The 15,930-nt window shown below is 71.9% G+C and carries 13 protein-coding genes; 11 read left to right on the top strand and 2 right to left on the bottom strand.

The features are described 5' to 3' along the window. Positions 1–153: 153 nt before the first annotated feature. Positions 154–1,176, top strand: coding sequence for a heat-inducible transcriptional repressor HrcA (hrcA, locus tag L3i22_RS06610; protein ID WP_221326098.1), 1,023 nt, complete (start codon positions 154–156; stop codon positions 1,174–1,176). A 34-nt stretch (positions 1,177–1,210) separates the two neighbouring features. Continuing rightward, positions 1,211–2,350 (top strand): molecular chaperone DnaJ, encoded by a 1,140-nt coding sequence (gene dnaJ / locus L3i22_RS06615; RefSeq protein WP_221326099.1) that lies wholly within the window; start codon positions 1,211–1,213, stop codon positions 2,348–2,350. Between the two features lie 393 nt (positions 2,351–2,743). Here the strand turns inward: dnaJ and L3i22_RS06620 are convergent, their stop codons facing one another. Continuing rightward, the gene (locus tag L3i22_RS06620; protein WP_221326100.1) at positions 2,744–3,352 is read right to left on the bottom strand and encodes a TetR/AcrR family transcriptional regulator; all 609 of its coding nucleotides are present in this window, start codon (positions 3,350–3,352) and stop codon (positions 2,744–2,746) included. Between the two features lie 183 nt (positions 3,353–3,535). On the opposite strand from L3i22_RS06620, the gene L3i22_RS06625 reads away from it, so the two are divergent. Then, positions 3,536–4,648 (top strand): epoxide hydrolase family protein, encoded by a 1,113-nt coding sequence (locus tag L3i22_RS06625; RefSeq protein WP_370644393.1) that lies wholly within the window; start codon positions 3,536–3,538, stop codon positions 4,646–4,648. Positions 4,649–5,038: 390 nt separating this feature from the next. Beyond that, positions 5,039–5,773 (top strand): 16S rRNA (uracil(1498)-N(3))-methyltransferase, encoded by a 735-nt coding sequence (locus tag L3i22_RS06630; protein ID WP_221326101.1) that lies wholly within the window; start codon positions 5,039–5,041, stop codon positions 5,771–5,773. A 298-nt stretch (positions 5,774–6,071) separates the two neighbouring features. On the opposite strand, the gene L3i22_RS06635 is transcribed toward L3i22_RS06630, so the two are convergent. Further along, positions 6,072–8,426, bottom strand: a complete 2,355-nt coding sequence (locus tag L3i22_RS06635; protein WP_221326102.1) for a glycoside hydrolase family 3 protein — start codon at positions 8,424–8,426, stop codon at positions 6,072–6,074. Between the two features lie 78 nt (positions 8,427–8,504). On the opposite strand from L3i22_RS06635, the gene L3i22_RS06640 reads away from it, so the two are divergent. From L3i22_RS06640 to era, 7 genes are all read left to right on the top strand, one after another. After that, entirely contained in the window at positions 8,505–8,858 is a 354-nt protein-coding gene (locus L3i22_RS06640; RefSeq protein ID WP_221326103.1) for an HIT domain-containing protein, read from the top strand. Next, on the top strand, positions 8,855–10,243 hold the full coding sequence (locus L3i22_RS06645) for a serine hydrolase (protein WP_221326104.1): 1,389 nt from the start codon (positions 8,855–8,857) through the stop codon (positions 10,241–10,243). Before L3i22_RS06640 ends, L3i22_RS06645 begins: the two co-directional genes overlap by 4 nt. A gap of 218 nt (positions 10,244–10,461) precedes the next feature. After that, positions 10,462–11,535, top strand: coding sequence for a PhoH family protein (locus tag L3i22_RS06650; RefSeq protein WP_221329817.1), 1,074 nt, complete (start codon positions 10,462–10,464; stop codon positions 11,533–11,535). Between the two features lie 24 nt (positions 11,536–11,559). Then, positions 11,560–12,030, top strand: a complete 471-nt coding sequence (ybeY, locus tag L3i22_RS06655) for an rRNA maturation RNase YbeY (RefSeq protein WP_221326105.1) — start codon at positions 11,560–11,562, stop codon at positions 12,028–12,030. Next, complete coding sequence (locus L3i22_RS06660; protein ID WP_370644527.1) at positions 12,027–13,382, top strand: hemolysin family protein; 1,356 nt, start codon at positions 12,027–12,029, stop codon at positions 13,380–13,382. The genes ybeY and L3i22_RS06660 overlap by 4 nt, the downstream gene beginning before the upstream one ends. Further along, positions 13,375–13,758 (top strand): cytidine deaminase, encoded by a 384-nt coding sequence (locus L3i22_RS06665; RefSeq protein WP_221326107.1) that lies wholly within the window; start codon positions 13,375–13,377, stop codon positions 13,756–13,758. The genes L3i22_RS06660 and L3i22_RS06665 overlap by 8 nt, the downstream gene beginning before the upstream one ends. A gap of 1,258 nt (positions 13,759–15,016) precedes the next feature. Then, complete coding sequence (era, locus tag L3i22_RS06670) at positions 15,017–15,892, top strand: GTPase Era (protein WP_221326108.1); 876 nt, start codon at positions 15,017–15,019, stop codon at positions 15,890–15,892. Positions 15,893–15,930 lie beyond the last annotated feature (38 nt).

A 15,930-nucleotide genomic window follows, 5' to 3' on the forward strand; every position in this document is an offset into this window, starting at 1 on the left:
CGGTGTCGTACTGTTTCGATTCCGCCATGGCTTTCCCGGCGGACCCGTTGCCGGAAAGAACCGTCGACGGTCGGTCCTTTCGATCATCGCGCTGCAGCCAGCGGCGACGTAGACTGGCACTCTGTCCGCGCGAGTGCCAGAGGGAGGGGTCATATGAGTCTTGATGACCGCAAGCTCGAAGTCCTGCGGGCGATCGTCGAGGACTATGTGAAGACCCGCGAGCCGGTCGGCAGTAAAGCGCTGGTCGAGCGGCATCAGCTGGGTGTCTCCTCGGCCACGGTGCGCAACGACATGGCCGTGCTGGAGGAGGAGGGCTACATCCGGCAGCCGCACACCAGTGCCGGCCGGGTGCCCACCGACGCCGGCTATCGGCTCTTCGTCGACCGGCTGACCAGGGTCAAGCCGCTCAGCCCGGCCGAGCGCCGGGCGATCGAGCGCTTCATGATCGGCGTCGTCGACCTCGACGATGTGGTGCATCGCACGGTCCGGCTGCTCGCCACGCTGACCCGGCAGGTCGCGGTCGTGCAGTATCCGAGCCTGTCCCGCTCCTCGGTGCGCCATCTGGAGCTCGTGCCGATCTCCACCACCCGGCTGATGCTCGTCATGATCACCGACACCGGCCGCGTCGAGCAGCGCCTGGTCGAGATGCCGGCCCCGGTGCCGGAGGGCGCCGTGTGGGATCTGCGACGCCGCGTCAACGAGAAACTTGCTGGTCAGCGCCTCGCCGACACCCCGCCCCTGGTGCAGACCCTGGTCGAGGAGTGCACCCCGGAGCGCCGCGGCGACATGGTCTGTCTGGCCACCGTGCTGCTGGAGACTCTGGTCGAACGGAGTGAGGAGCGCCTCGCACTCGCCGGGACGGCCAACCTGACTCGCGGCGGTGTGCTGGACTTTCAGGGCACGCTGCGCCCCGTCCTCGAAGCGTTGGAGGAGGAGGTCATCTTGCTCAAGCTGATCGGTGACCTCGAACCCAGCACCACCCGGGTCCGGATCGGCGACGAGAACGAGATCGACAACCTCCGGTCGGCCTCCGTGGTCAGCACCGGTTACGGACCGGGGGCCACGATCGTTGGTGGGCTCGGCGTGCTGGGGCCGACCCGGATGGACTACCCCGGCACCATCGCTACTGTTCGTGCAGTGGCACGCTACGTTGGCGACCTGTTGGCACAGAATTGACGGATCCGCGCAGACATTGAGGACTCCAAACCCCGTGGCCAAGGACTACTACGGAATTCTCGGCGTGAGCCGGGAAGCCACCGACGACGAGATCAAGCGCGCCTACCGCAAGCTGGCTCGGCAGTACCATCCGGACGTCAACCCCGATCCGGAGGCACACGAGAAGTTCAAGGACATCAACGCGGCGTACGAGGTCCTGTCCGACGACCAGAAGCGGCAGGTCGTCGACCTCGGCGGTGACCCGCTCGCGCCCGGCGGCGGCATGCCCGGCGGCGGCGCCGGCGGGGCCGGCCCGTTCGTCGGTTTCCAGGACATCATGGACGCGTTCTTCGGCACCGCGGCCGGCGGTGGCAGCCGTGGCCCGCGCCCGCGCACCCGGCCCGGCGCCGACGCGATCCTGCGCCTCGAGCTCGACCTGGTGGAGACCGCGTTCGGCGTCGAGGCGCCGATCACCGTCGACACCGCGGTGCTCTGCACCCAGTGCTCCGGCGCCGGCACCGCGCCCGGCACCCACCTGGCCACCTGCGAGGTCTGCGGCGGCCGCGGCGAGGTCCAGTCGGTGCAGCGCACCTTCCTCGGCCAGGTCGTCTCGTCCCGCCCCTGCCAGAACTGCCAGGGCCACGGCACGATCATCCCGAGCCCGTGCCCGACCTGCGCCGGCGACGGCCGGATCCGCACCCGCCGCTCGCTCACGGTCAAGATCCCGGCCGGCGTCGAGGACGGCATGCGCATCCGCCTGGCCCAGCAGGGCGAGGTCGGCCCGGGCGGCGGCACCGCCGGCGACCTCTACGTGGAAATTCACGAGCGCCCGCACGACGTCTACTCCCGCAAGGGCGACGATCTCCACTGCCGCGTCACGCTGCCGATGACGGCCGCCGCGCTCGGCACCCGGATGACCATCAAAACCCTCGACGGCGAAGAGAACATCGAGGTCAAACCGGGCACGCAGCCGGCCAGCACCCTTCGCATCCGCGGCAAGGGCGTGCCGCATCTGCGGGGCCAGGGCCGGGGCGAGCTCTTCGTGCACCTCGACGTCAAGACACCGACCAAGCTCACCGCCGACCAGGAGCGGATGCTGCGGGACTTCGCCAAGACCCGGGGCGAGGACGTGGCTGAGCTGAGCAAGCAGGGCGGCTTCTTCAGCCGGATGCGGGACGCTTTCAACGGGCATTGAGTTCTGAGCTTTTGGCTTTTAGCTTTTAGCGGACGCCGAGGGAGGGCATCGATCTTCGGATCGAGGCCCTCCCTGTTCAGTGCCACCCAAGAGGCCGCCGCAAGGTGAAGGCCGCCGCTCATGAGGCTGCCGCGGGGCAGGGGCCGCCGCCCATTCGGCGCTATTAGGCCGGGCTGCCGCCCATCCAAGATCAATTTCAAGATCTTTTTGCCTCGGTCCGCCGGGGTACAGATCGTCGCTCCCGCGGGGACCCTTCCGGGCCTCGCAAGGGCGCGGGGCGCCCAAAACGCGAGACCCTCCAGGGCGACGTCCGTGGCTGGGCACGGTTACCCCCAAACCCAAACCCCAGCCCCAGCCCCGGCCCAGCCCCGGCCCCAGCCCAGGCCCCGCCGGTCAGGTGTCCAGCCAGCGCCAGTTCAGTTCGTACACGGCCGGTGGCGGGCCGGGCAGCGCGCCGCCGGTCCGCAGGCCGTCGAGCAGGACGGTCAGACACCGGTCCCGAAGCTCGCCGGTGCGGGTGACGTCCGGAACGCGAACCGCCGCACACATCTCCAACAGCAGGGTCACGTCGGCGGCACCGATGTCCGGCCGCAGTCGTGGCCGGGCCCGTTCGAGCAGCCCGCCGGCAAGCTCGCCGGCCAGCTCCGCGTCGGTATTCATCTGCTCGGTGGGCGTGAACGTGCCGGCCAGGTGCACGGTCAGCGAGTGCACGTCGGCCTGCACGACCCCGCGCAGAAATCCCGCGAAGGCCGCCCACTCGTCCGGCTCCAGGGCAGCCCGCTCGGCCTCCGCGATGAACGTCTTCAGCCCGTCGTGGCAGAGCGTGCGAAGCAGATCCTCCTTGCTCGGATATCTCCGGTAGAGCGCGCCGATGCCGACCTTGGCCCGCTCGGCGACGGCGGCGACCGGCGCCCGGGGATCGGCCAGGAAGACCTCGCGTGCCGCGACCAGGATGGCTTCGTTGTTGCGAACCGCCTGCTCGCCGCGCCCAGGTCTCCTCATGCCGGCAAGCCTACCAGAACGGAACGAAGTATTCCGCTCCGCTTCGGAAGCTGATAGTCTTTCAATCGGAACGAAGCATTCCGTTCTGATTAGCCTTATGGCAACTGCCTGACGGCACCGCCGAGTGGCCGGCGCTCACCAGGCAGAGACCAGTGACATCGGCTTAGTGACAAGGAGCAGGACATGGCGTCGATCCGACCCTTCCGCATCGATGTGCCGCAGAGCGATCTGGACGACCTGCGCGACCGGCTGACCCGCACCCGGTGGACGCCGGAGATCCCCGGCCAGGGCTGGGCTCGCGGAGTCCCCGCCGACTACCTGCGTGGCCTCGCCGCCTATTGGGCCGACGAGTTCGACTGGCGTGCCGCCGAGGCGCGGCTCAACGAGCTGCCGCAGTTCGTCACCGAGGTCGACGGGCAGACCCTGCACTTCGCGCATGTCCGCTCGGCCGATCCGGCCGCCACCCCGCTGCTGATCAGCCACGACTGGCCCGGCTCGTTCGCGCTCTACCTGCCGGTGGTCGAGGCGCTCCGGGCGCATTTCCACCTCGTGCTGGTCAGCAACCCGGGTGTGGCCTTCTCCGGTCCGCTCACCGGTCCGGGGTGGAACACCGCCCGCAGCGCCGCCGCGCTCAACGAGATCATGGCTCGCCTGGGATATGAGCGATATGGGGTGCAGGGCACCGGTGGCGGCGCCTGGATCGCCGTCGAGATGGGCCGCCAGGCACCCGACAAGGTGATCGGGGTGCACGTCAACGGGCACATCACGTTCCCCTCCGGTGACCCGGCCGAGTTCGAGGGGCTCACCCAGTCCGAGCAGGACCGTCTGCGCCGCTTGCAGGAGTTCCGCGACGATCGGATGGGCTTCGCCGCGATCCAGTCGACCCGCCCGCAGACCTTGGCGTTCGGCCTGCACGACTCACCGGTCGGTCAGCTCGCCTGGATCGTCGAGAAATTCCAGGAGTGGACCGACCCGGCGGCCCAGCTCCCCGAGGACGCCGTCGGGCTGGACCTGCTGCTCACCAACGTCAGCCTGTACTGGTTCACCGGCACCGCCGGCTCCTCCGCGAACACCTATTGGGAGTCCGCCCACGACCCGTCAGCCTGGGCACCGAAGGAGAAGTCCACTGTCCCGCTCGGCGTAGCGCTGGGCGTCACCGACATCACCATCCGGCGCTTCGCCGAGCGAGAGGCCCCGGTCACGCATTGGACGGAGCTGCCGTCCGGCGGCAATTTCCTCCCCGCCGAGCAGCCCAAACTGTTTTCCGACGACGTAACAGCCTTCTTCCGCCCCTGATCCCTGCCGCCCAGATCCCGACAGCGCAGCCCGACCCCCGCAGCCCGACCCCCGCGGGTCGGGCCCTGGGCGGGTCGGGCCCTGGGCGGGTCGGGCCCTGGGCGGGTCGGGCCCTGGGCGGGTCGGGCCCTGGGCGGGTCGGGCCCTGGGCGGTCAGGCCCTGCGCGGTCGGGCCCTGCGTCGCGGGGCGGCCACGCAACCAGGCCTCCTTTCGGACAGCCGAGGCCGCGCGGCGCGAGGCGGCCCCGGACAGCCGAGGCCGCGCGGCGCGGGGCGGCCTCGCGCCCTACCGGGCCGTCCGACTTCACGTCGCGGCGCAGCGTGGCCTGCGCCGTCTGGGCGGGGTGGGAGGTGGCGGGGTCGGTTCGGGGTGCGCGGTAGCGTGCGGGGGTGTCTGCGCCGCTGTTTCTGGTTGAGAGCATTCCTGCTGGGTCGACGTTCAGGCTTGATGGGCCGGAAGGGCATCATGCCGCGACTGTGCAGCGGCTTCGGGTTGGTGAAGTGCTGATCCTTGCCGACGGGCGGGGTGGCGTTGTGCACGGTGAGGTTGTCGCGGTCGGTAAGGGGAGCGTTGACGTCTCGGTGGGGGAGCGGGCGCATGAGCCGGCTGCCGATCCGAGGCTGGTCGTGGTTCAGGGCATCGCCAAGGGGGACCGTGGCGAACTGGCCGTGCAGGCGATGACCGAGACCGGTGTGGACGAGATCGTGCCGTGGGCGGCGTCCCGGTCGGTGGCTCAGTGGCGTGGCGACCGGGGGTACAAGGCGCGCGACAAGTGGGCGGCGACTGCCCGTGAGGCCGCGAAGCAGGCGCGTCGGTCCTGGCTGCCGGTGGTGGCCGGCGACCCGGACTGTTCCACCAAGCAGGTCGTGGCTCGGCTCGGCGCGGCGGCCGCCGCGTTCGTGCTGCACGAGGAGGCCACCGAGCGGTTGAGCACGGCGGCGCTGCCGGAGTCCGGGGAGATCGTCCTGGTGGTCGGTCCGGAGGGTGGCATCAGCGACGCGGAGGTGACTGCCTTCCGTGACGTCGGGGCGGTGCCGGTCCGGCTGGGCAGCTCGGTCCTGCGCACGTCGACCGCCGGGATCGCGGCCCTCTCCGTGCTCTCCACCCGCCTCGGCCGCTGGTAGCCGCACCGGGTTGGGCCCGGACGCCTGTCTGGGCCACTGATAGCCCAGCACTGGCTGGGCGGCCATCTCGGCGGCTGGTTGCCGCACTGTTTGGGGCCGGGCGCGGCGGTTGGCAGGCGGATTGTCGGCGGCCGGGCGGCTGTCTCGGGCCGGGTCGCAGGGCAGTTCGGGGCCGGGTCGGGCGGGTAGCCGGGCCTCGGTCGGTGGGAGCTTTCGCTACCTCGACGAAGGCCCGGCTGGGTGCGCGCGGTGTCGGTGGCCCGACGTAGACGGGCGGGCGATCTCTCGGGGATGCGGGCTACCGTTCGATGTCGACGGCTCGGCGGGGATCGTCGAGGGCGTGGGCGGCGGTGACCGTGTATCGGCCGGGGAGTGTGCGCCAGCCGTTGTCCCAGACCTGGAAGGCACGGTCGGGCAGCGGGATCCGGACGGTGACCGTCTCGCCCGGAGCGGCCTGGACCGTCGCGAACCCGACCAGCCACTGCCGCGGCCGTTCCACCGGCCCGTCCTCAGCCGCGGAGAGATAGATCTGCACGACCTCGCGCCCGGCCCGCTCGCCGGTGTTGGTCACGGTCACGACCGCCTCGCCGGGCGACGCCGTCAGGTCGGCATAGTCCCAGGTCGTGTAGCCGAGGCCGGAGCCGAAGGCGTAAAGAGGCGCCCGTTTCCAGCCTCGATAACCGATGAAGATCCCTTCGGCGTACGACAATCCGCCGTCCCGTGGCGACACCTCCAGCACCGGGCAGTCCTCCGCGCGGCGCGGCCACGTGGTCGGCAGCCGCCCGCCCGGCTCCTCGGCGCCGGTCAGCACCGCGGCCAGCGCCGCGCCCGCCTCCTGCCCGGGGAACCAGGTGAGCAGCACCGCCGCGACGTCCTCGGCCCACGGCAGCAGCACCGGCGACCCGGCGTTGACCACCACGACGGTCCGCGGGTTCGCCGCCGCGACCCGGGCCACCAGCTCGTCCTGCCGGCCGGGCAGTGCCAGGGAGGTGCGGTCGAAGCCCTCCGACTCGACCTGCTCGGTGGTGCCGACGACGACCACGGCCAGGTCGGAGCGGGCCGCCAGCGCGACCGCCTCGGCGATCAGGCCCTCCTCGTCCGGCCCGGGCGGCCGGTGCCCGAGCGTGGTGGCCGCCGAGTGCGCGGTCCCCGCCTCGAAGCTCTGCCGCAGCGTCACCGGGACCGGCTCGCCGGCCGGCAGGGTGATCGTGAAGCGCTGCTCGCGTGGGTGCAGCAGCAGGTCGGCGCGGCCGGTGCCGGGCGGGTGCAGCGAGCCCTGGTAGAGCTTCTGGTCGCCGACGGTCAGCTCGAACGTGCCGAAGCCGGAGACCGCGAAGACGTGCTCGCCGGCCTCCGCCGGGGTGTACGTGGTGGTCAGCTCCAGCACCGAGATGTCGTGCACGGACAGCGCGCCGGGCGGATCGCCGAGCCACCGCACCGCGGCCGTCGGCACCTCGAACCGGTACGCGCCGAGGTCGATCCGGAACTCCGACCAGCCGGAACCCTGGGCGGCCGGCAGGAACGGGCGCGGGTCGGCGCCGATCGCGTAGGTCACGTCCGGGAAGACCCGGCGGAGCCCGTCCAGCGGGGAGATCACGTGCGGCGGGGCGACCTGGGCGCTGCCGCCGCCGAGCACCCGGGCGTCCTGGGCGAGCGCGCCGATCACGGCGACCCGGCCGGTCGTGGCCGGGTCCACCGGGAGCAGGTCCTGCTCGTTGCGGGTCAGGACGAACGAGCGGGACGCCACCCGCTGCGCGACCGCGTCGCCGTCGACCGGCTCGGCGGCCGGCCGGTCGTACCCGTCCAGCGCGCCGACCCGCGCGGCGAGACGCAGCACCCGCCGTACCTTGTCATCGATGACCGCGAGGGGAACGGCGCCGGACCGGACCGCCTCCGCGAGGGCGGGTCCCCAGGGGTTGTCCATCGCCGGCATGGCGATGTCGAGGCCGCCGAGGGCGGCCCCCACGGTCGACCGCGCGGCCCGCCAGTCGGAGACCACCACGCCGTCGAAGCCCCACTCCTGCTTGAGCACCTCGTCCTGGAGCCGGCCGTTCTGCGCCATCGAGGCGCCGTTGACCCCGTTGTACGCGCTCATCACGCCCCAGCCGCCGGCCTGCACGACCCGCTCGAACGGCGCCAGGTAGAGCTCGCGCAGCGCCCGTTCGGGGATCTGCACGTCCACGGTCATCCGGTCGGTCTCGAAGTCGTTGCCGACCAGGTGCTTCACCGTGGTGCCGACGCCGTGCTCCTGCACGCCGCGCACGAAGCCGACCGCGATCTCCGCGGTGAGCAGCGGGTCCTCCGAGTAGCACTCGAAGTGCCGGCCGTTGAGCGGCGTGCGGTGCAGGTTGACCGTCGGGCCGAGGACCACGTGCACGCCCTTGCGGCGGGCCTCCTGGCCGAGCAGCCGACCGGCCTCGGCGGCCAGCTCCGGATCCCAGGACGCGGCCAGCGCGGTCGGGCTGGGCAGGGCGACCGACGGATCCTCCGGAGCCCAGCCGGTGCCGCGGACACCGACCGGCCCGTCCGACATGACCAGCGACCGCAGGCCGATGCGCGGAATCGCGGGTAGCGACCAGAAGTCCTGTCCGGTCACCAGGGACGCCTTCTCGTCCAGGGTGAGTTGCTCGAGCAGGTGATCAAAGTCGGTCATGTGAGAGCGCTCCCAGCATTGGGTGGAACATTCCGGGACCCATTCAACCCCCGATCGGGCACGCATAAGATCCGACGGGTGGACAACACCTGCCTGTTCTGCCGCATCGTCACCGGGGAGATCCCCGCGACCGTCGTGCACCGCACCGAGACCACCGTCGCGTTCCGGGACATCGACCCCAAGGCCCCCACCCACGTGCTGGTGATCCCGGTCGAGCACCACACCGACGTGGTCGCCCTGGCCACCGCGAACCCGTCCGCCGCCGCCGACGTGCTGGCCACCGCGGCCGCCGTCGCCGAGGCCGAGGGCCTGACCGAGGGCGGCTTCCGGGTGATCTTCAACAGTGGCCGCAACGGTGGCCAGGAGGTCTTCCACGTGCACGCGCACGTCGTCGGCGGCGCCCCGCTCGGCCCGATGCTGGCCGGCCGGTGACCGTGGCGCCGGAGAAACATCCCCGCTACGAGCGCGCGGTGCGCCGGGCCCAGGCCGACGGGCGCATCCCCGCGCTCAGCGCCGCCCTGGTCCGCGCCGACCGCGAGCCCTGGGTCATCACCGTCGGTGACTCCGGCGACCCGGCGCACCCGCTCGGTCCGCAGAGCCGGTTCCGGATCGGCTCGGTCACCAAGACGTTCACCGCGGTGCTGGTCATGCAGGCCCGCGACGACGGGCTGCTCGACCTGGACCAGCCGGTCGCCCGTTACCTCGACGTGCCGGCGCACGGCGACGCGACCATCCGCCGGCTGCTCTCGCACACCGCCGGTTACCAGCGCGAGCCGCACGGCGACGTGTGGGACACGCTGATCGCCCCGGACGCCGCCCGGCTGATCGCCGAGCTGGACCGCGCCGAGCGGGTGCTGCCCAACGCGCGCCGCTACCACTACTCCAACCTCGGACTGGCCGTTCTCGGTCACCTCGTCGCGAAACTGCGCGGCGGCACCTGGGCCGAGGTGCTCGCCGAACGGATCCTGGACCCGCTCGGCCTGACGCACACCACGCTCGATCGGCCGGCCGACGCGGTGGTGGGTTACGTGGTCGACGCATACTCCGACGCCGCCCGTCCGGAGCCGCCGGTCGACTTCGGCGGCGTCGCCCCGGCCGCACAGCTCTGGAGCACGGCCTCGGACATGGCCCGGTGGGCCGCGTTCCTGACCGATCCGGCGGCCGGCAACAAGGTCCTCGACCCGGCCACGCTCGACGAGATGCGCTGGCCGCTGACCACCACCGACGAGTCGCTCTGGGCGGTCGGCTTCGGGCTCGGGCTGATCCTCACCCCGGAGGGCAAGCGGGTCGTGCACGTCGGTCACGACGGCGCGATGCCGGGCTTCCTGGCCGGTGTCTACGGCCGGCGCGGCGGTGAGGGCAACCCGGGCGGGCTGGGCTGCGCCGTGCTCGGCTCCTCCGGCTCCGCCGGGCAGACCATCGACCTGGCCCATGAGCTGCTACGACTGGCGGTCGACACCGACCCGGCGGAGATCCGGCCGTGGCGGGTGGCCGCGCCGGCGCCGCCGCCCTACCGGTCGCTGCTGGGCCGCTGGTGGAGCGAGGGTTCCGAGTTCGTCTTCGCCTGGCACGACGGCCGGCTGGAGGCCCGGGCCGCCGAGGCTCCGGCGGACAAGCCCCCGGCGACCTTCCGGCCGCTTCCGGAAAATCCAGACCATTTGCGTACGGTCTCCGGGCGCGAGACCGGTGAGCTGCTCCGGTTGACCCGGGACGGGTCGGGCGCCGTGATCCGGATGCACTGGGCGACCTACCGCTTCACCCGTGGCCAGGAGGGGTTCGACGGCGGCCTGGCCTCGGACGGCCCCACCAGCCGGTGACCCGTTCGGCGCGCCGGCCCGGCTGTCGGCGCGCCGGGCGGGTGATCTGCGGAACTGCCTGCCGATAATGGCATCGGCGGGGGAGCGGGCGAGCGGATAGGATGGCACGATCCTTGAGCACGCCGCCCGACAGCCCTCACCGGACCGCCGGGTCGACGCCCTCATAACGAGCCAGCCTAGTTAGAGAGCAGGTGGCGGAGGCCCTCTGGGCCGCCCCTATGACCGGTACGCCGAACCCTTCCAGCACTGGCTCGTCCAGCCCGGTGCGGGCGCAGACCAAGATCTCGGTGTCCGACCCGAAGATCATGGTGAACCTGCTCGGCGCCAAGGACGAGATCCTCCGCCTTATCGAGCGCACGCTCAGCAGTGACGTGCATGTGCGTGGCAACGAGATCACCATCACCGGCGAACCGGCCGACAACGCCACCGCCGAGCGGCTCTTCTCCGAGCTCGTCGAGCTCATCGAGAAGGGCGAGACGCTCAGCGTGGACGCGGTCCGCCGCACCCTGCGGATGCTCGAGGACAACACCTCCGAGCGCCCCGCCGAGGTGCTGACGCTGAACATCCTGTCCCGGCGGGGCCGCACCATCCGGCCCAAGACGCTGGGGCAGAAACGCTACGTCGACGCCATCGACGAGAACACGATCGTCTTCGGGATCGGCCCCGCCGGCACCGGTAAGACGTATCTGGCGATGGCCAAGGCCGTGCAGGCGCTGCAGGCCAAGCAGATCAGCCGGATCATCCTGACCCGGCCCGCGGTCGAGGCCGGCGAGCGTCTGGGCTTCCTGCCCGGCACGCTCACCGAGAAGATCGACCCGTATCTGCGTCCGCTCTACGACGCCCTGCACGACATGCTCGACCCGGAGTCCATCCCGCGCCTGATGGCGGCCGGGACGGTCGAGGTCGCCCCGCTCGCCTACATGCGCGGGCGGACGCTCAACGACGCCTTCATCATCCTGGACGAGGCGCAGAACACCACGCCCGAGCAGATGAAGATGTTCCTGACCCGGCTCGGGTTCGGCGCCAAGATCGTGGTCACCGGCGACGTCACCCAGGTCGACCTGCCGGGCGGCACCACCAGCGGCCTCAAGATCGTCCGGGAGATCCTGCGCGACGTCGAGGACGTGCACTTCGCCGAGCTGTCCAGCTCCGACGTCGTGCGGCACCGCCTGGTCGCCGAGATCGTGGACGCCTACGCACGGTTCGACGTCGTGCAGGAGCAACAGGCCGCAAATTCCGTTCATGCCGTGCCGGACCGGGCCGCCAACGGCCGGGCCCAGCGCCGGCGCTGATTCGCAAGGGGTAATCGCACCACTATGTCCATCGAGATCGCCAACGAGTCGGGAGTCGAGGTCGACACCGACGCGATCCTCGCGGTTGCCCGGCATGCCCTCGACGAGATGGGGGTCAACCCGCTCGCCGAGTTGTCCATCCTGCTCGTCGACATCGAGTACATGGCCGAGCTGAACCATCGGTGGATGGGCAGCGACGGCCCCACCGACGTGCTCGCCTTCCCGATGGACGAGGGCAGCGTCGACCACGGGCCCGGCGAGTCCGGCGCCGGTGAGCCGGCCCTGCTGGGTGACATCGTGCTGGCCCCCGAGGTGGCCGCGAAACAGGCGGCCGCCGCGGGGCACTCCGCCGCCGACGAGCTGCACCTGCTCACCGTGCACGGGGCCCTCCACCTGCTCGGCTACGACCATGCCGAGCCGGAGGAGGAGCGCGAGATGTTCGCTCTGCAGAACAAGCTCCTGCAGAGCTGGCGCGCCGGGCGTAAAGCCGGCTGATCGTGGACCCCGCCTCGGCCGGCCTTCCGGACCTGCAACTGATCCTCTTCGCGGTCGGGCTGGTCCTGCTGGCCGGTCTCGCCTCGATGACCGACGCCGCGCTGGCCACGGTCTCCGCGGCCCGGGCCAGCGAGCTGGACCGGGAGGGGCAGCGGGGGGCCGGCGCGCTCGCCGCGGTCGCCTCCGACGTGGTCCGCTACGTCAACCTGCTGCTCCTGCTCCGGCTGCTCTGCGAGCTGTCCGCGACCACGCTGGTCGCGTTGGTCGCGGTCGACACCTGGAACGTGGGCTGGCCGGCGGCCCTGATCACGGCCGGCTCGATGACGCTGATCAGCTTCGTCGTGGTCGGCGTGGCGCCCCGCACGCTGGGGCGTCAGCACGCGTACGCGGTCGGCCGCGCCGCCGCCCCGCTGGTCCGCTGGCTGGGCCGGGTGCTCAACCCGCTCGCGTCCCTGCTGATCCTGATCGGCAACGCGGTGACCCCGGGCAAGGGCTTCCCGGAGGGCCCGTTCGGCAGCCAGGTCGAGCTGCGTGAGCTGGTCGACCTGGCCGAGCAGCGCGGCGTGGTCGAGCACGGCGAGCGCGAGATGATCCACTCGGTCTTCGCGCTGGGCGACACGATCGCCCGCGAGGTGATGGTGCCGCGCACCGACATGGTGTGGATCGAGGCGCCGAAGACCCTGCAGCAGGCGCTCTTCCTGTTCCTGCGCTCGGGTTTCTCGCGGATCCCGGTGATCGGCGAGAGCGTCGACGACGTGCTCGGCGTGCTCTACCTGAAAGACGTGATCCGGCGCACGCAGAACGGCGACCCGACGGCGACCGCGCAGGAGGTGGCCGACGCGATGCGCCCGGCGCAGTTCGTGCCGGAGTCGAAGCCGGTCGACGACCTGCTCTCCGAGATGCAGGCCGCCCGGAACCACCTGGTCATCGTGGTGGACGAGTACGGTGGCACGGCCGGCCTGGTGACGATCGAGGACATCCTCGAGGAGATCGTCGGCGAGATCACCGACGAGTACGACGTGGAACGCCCCCCGATCGAGCACCTGGACGACGGCGCGGTCCGCGTCGCCGCCCGCCTGCCGATCGAGGACCTGGGCGACGTGTTCGGCGTCGAGCTGCCCACCGACGAGGTGGAGACGGTCGGCGGCCTGCTCGCGCAGACGCTGGGCCGGGTGCCGATCCCGGGCGCCCGGGCCGACGTGGGCGGCCTGCACATGATCGCCGAGGGCACGGCCGGCCGGCGGAACCGGATCGACTCGGTGCTGGTGCGCCGGGTGCGGCCGACCCCGCCCGCCGACGAGAACGACGAGAACGTATCCGAGAACGAGGAAAGACTTCCCGCTGATGCCTGAGCAGTCGTTTGCCGCCGTCGCCGTCCCGGGCGTGGATGATCCGGCGCTGAGCGCCGAGGACGCCAAGCTGGTCACCCTGGCCCGCAGCTCGCGGGCCCGGGTGGCCGCGGCCGAGGGCGCCGCGGTCCGCGACCAGGACGGTCGCACCTACGCGGCCGCCTCGGTGGCGCTGCCCAGCCTCAGCGTGACCGCGTTGCAGCTGGCCGTGGCCCAGGCCGCGGCCTCCGGCGCGACGAAGATCGAGGCCGCCGCGGTGGTCACCGAGGCCTCGACGCTGGACGGGGCCGGCCACGCCGCGGTCCGGGACCTGTCCGCCGACGCGGTGATCCACGTCGCCGGCCCGTCCGGGACGCTGCTCGGCACGGTCTCCGCATGACCACCCCCATACTCAGTCATCTTCCCTCTCAGGCTTGGTCGTCCCATTTCATGAAATATCCCGTTTCTGCTACCAGCTCCGCCCTTGCTCTCGGTGGTGTCGCGTGACCTCATCAGGCCAGCGGCCCGACGACAGCGACCGGCGTCCCACCTCGGGCGACCGGCGTCCCACCTCGGGCGATCGGACCGGGGCGAGCGGGCGCGCGTCCTCGGGCGAGCGGCGTGCCGCCCCGGGTAAGCGGCCGGCTCCGGGCGAGCGGCGGCCCACGTCGGGCGGCCGGCCGGCCACCGGCGATCGGCGGACCGGGTCGGGCCAGCGGCCGGCTCCGGGGGAGCGGCGGCCCGCGGCCGGTCAACGGCCGGACGGCGGCGAGTGGCGGCCGGACCGGGGTGACTGGTGGCCGGCGGGTCAGCGGCCGGTGTCGGGTGGTGACCGGCCCAGGTCGGGTCAGCGTCCCGCGTCGGGCCAGTGGCGCCCGGCGTCGGGTCCGCGGCCGGACAGCGGCGACCGGCGGCCCGCGGCCGGCCAGCGCGCCGGGGGCGGCGAGTGGCGGCCCGCGACGGGGCAGCGGCCGGACAGCGGTGAGCGGCAGCCCGCGCCGAGCGAGCGGCGGCTCACCGCCGGGGAGCGGAACGAGATTCGTCGGCAGGAGCGCCGGGCGGCGCGCCGGGTCGAGCAGGGGCAGGGCGCGGACCAGCGGGGACGCAAGGTCGGCGGCGCGCGGGGCGCCGCGTCCGGGGAGCGGGGCGCGGTGGGCGGGTCCGCTTCCGGGTCTCGCGGTGGTCGCTCCGGCAACTTCCCGGGTACGACGGGTGACCGCACCGCTGACGGCCGCGCCGCCACCGGCCGGGACCGTGCGGGTGCGCCGGGCCAGACCGGCGCGGGCGCGGCTGGTCAGGGTCGTGCGTCCGGCCGGCCCAAGACGGGCAGCGCCGCGTCGGGCAACGCCAAAACGACCGCGCCGGGCAACGCCAAGGCGACATCGTCGGGTAGCGCCAAGGCGACCGCGCCGGGCAATGCCGGGGCGGGTGCCGTGGGGCCGGCTCGGGAGAGCGCGGCCGGGACGGCCGGGCGTGCGGAGCTCGCTGGGGCGCCGGCGAACGGCGGGGCGCGGGACGAGCCGACCGGGCTGGTGGCTGACTCCGCTGCTGCCGGGCGGGCTGACGACCGTACCGGGAAATCGGAAAGCCTGACCGGAGGCCGGCCGCGACGGGTGCATCGGCATAAAGCGGCATCGTCGGACCGAAGGGACGACGGCGTGTATCGCGCCGGTTTCGCCTGTTTCGTCGGGCGGCCGAACGCCGGCAAGTCGACGCTGACCAACGCGATCATCGGGCAGAAGATCGCGATCACGTCGAGCAAGCCGCAGACCACCCGGCACGTCATCCGGGGCATCCTGCACCGCCCGGACGCGCAGCTCGTGCTGGTCGACACGCCCGGTCTGCACCGGCCGCGGACGCTGCTCGGCGAGCGGCTCAACGACCTGGTCCGGGAGACGTGGAGCGAGGTCGACGTGATCGGGGTGTGCTTCCCGGCGGACGAGCCGATCGGGCGCGGCGACCGGTTCATCTCGGCCGAGGTCGGCGAGCTCAAGGCCAAGGTCATCGCGGTGGTGACCAAGGTGGACCTGGTCGATCAGCAGACCCTGGCGCAGCGGCTGCTGGCGATCTCCGAGCTCTACGACTTCGCGGAGATCGTGCCGGTCAGCGCGGTGTCCGGGCATCAGGTGGAGACCCTGACCGACGTGATGGTGCGTTACCTGCCGGAATCTCCGCAGTTGTACCCGGACGACATCATCACCGACGAGCCGGAGCAGGTGCTGATCGCGGAGCTGATCCGGGAGGCGGCGCTGGAGGGCGTGCGCGACGAGCTGCCGCACTCGATCGCCGTGCTGGTCGAGGAGATGCAGCTCGAGGGCAAGCTGACGAAGATCTTCGCGGACATCTACGTGGAGCGGGACAGCCAGAAGTCGATCGTGATCGGGTTGCGCGGCGCCCGGCTCAAGGAGGTCGGGTCCCGTTCGCGGGTTGAGATCGAGCAACTTCTGGGTAGGAAGGTTTATCTCGATCTTCATGTCCGGGTCGCCAAGGAGTGGCAGCGGGATCCGAAGCAGCTTCGTAAGCTCGGCTTCTAGATCGACAGGTGGACATTCCCTGATTATGGGATAGTTCA

The organism is Actinoplanes sp. L3-i22 (assembly GCF_019704555.1).
Lineage (GTDB): Bacteria > Actinomycetota > Actinomycetes > Mycobacteriales > Micromonosporaceae > Actinoplanes.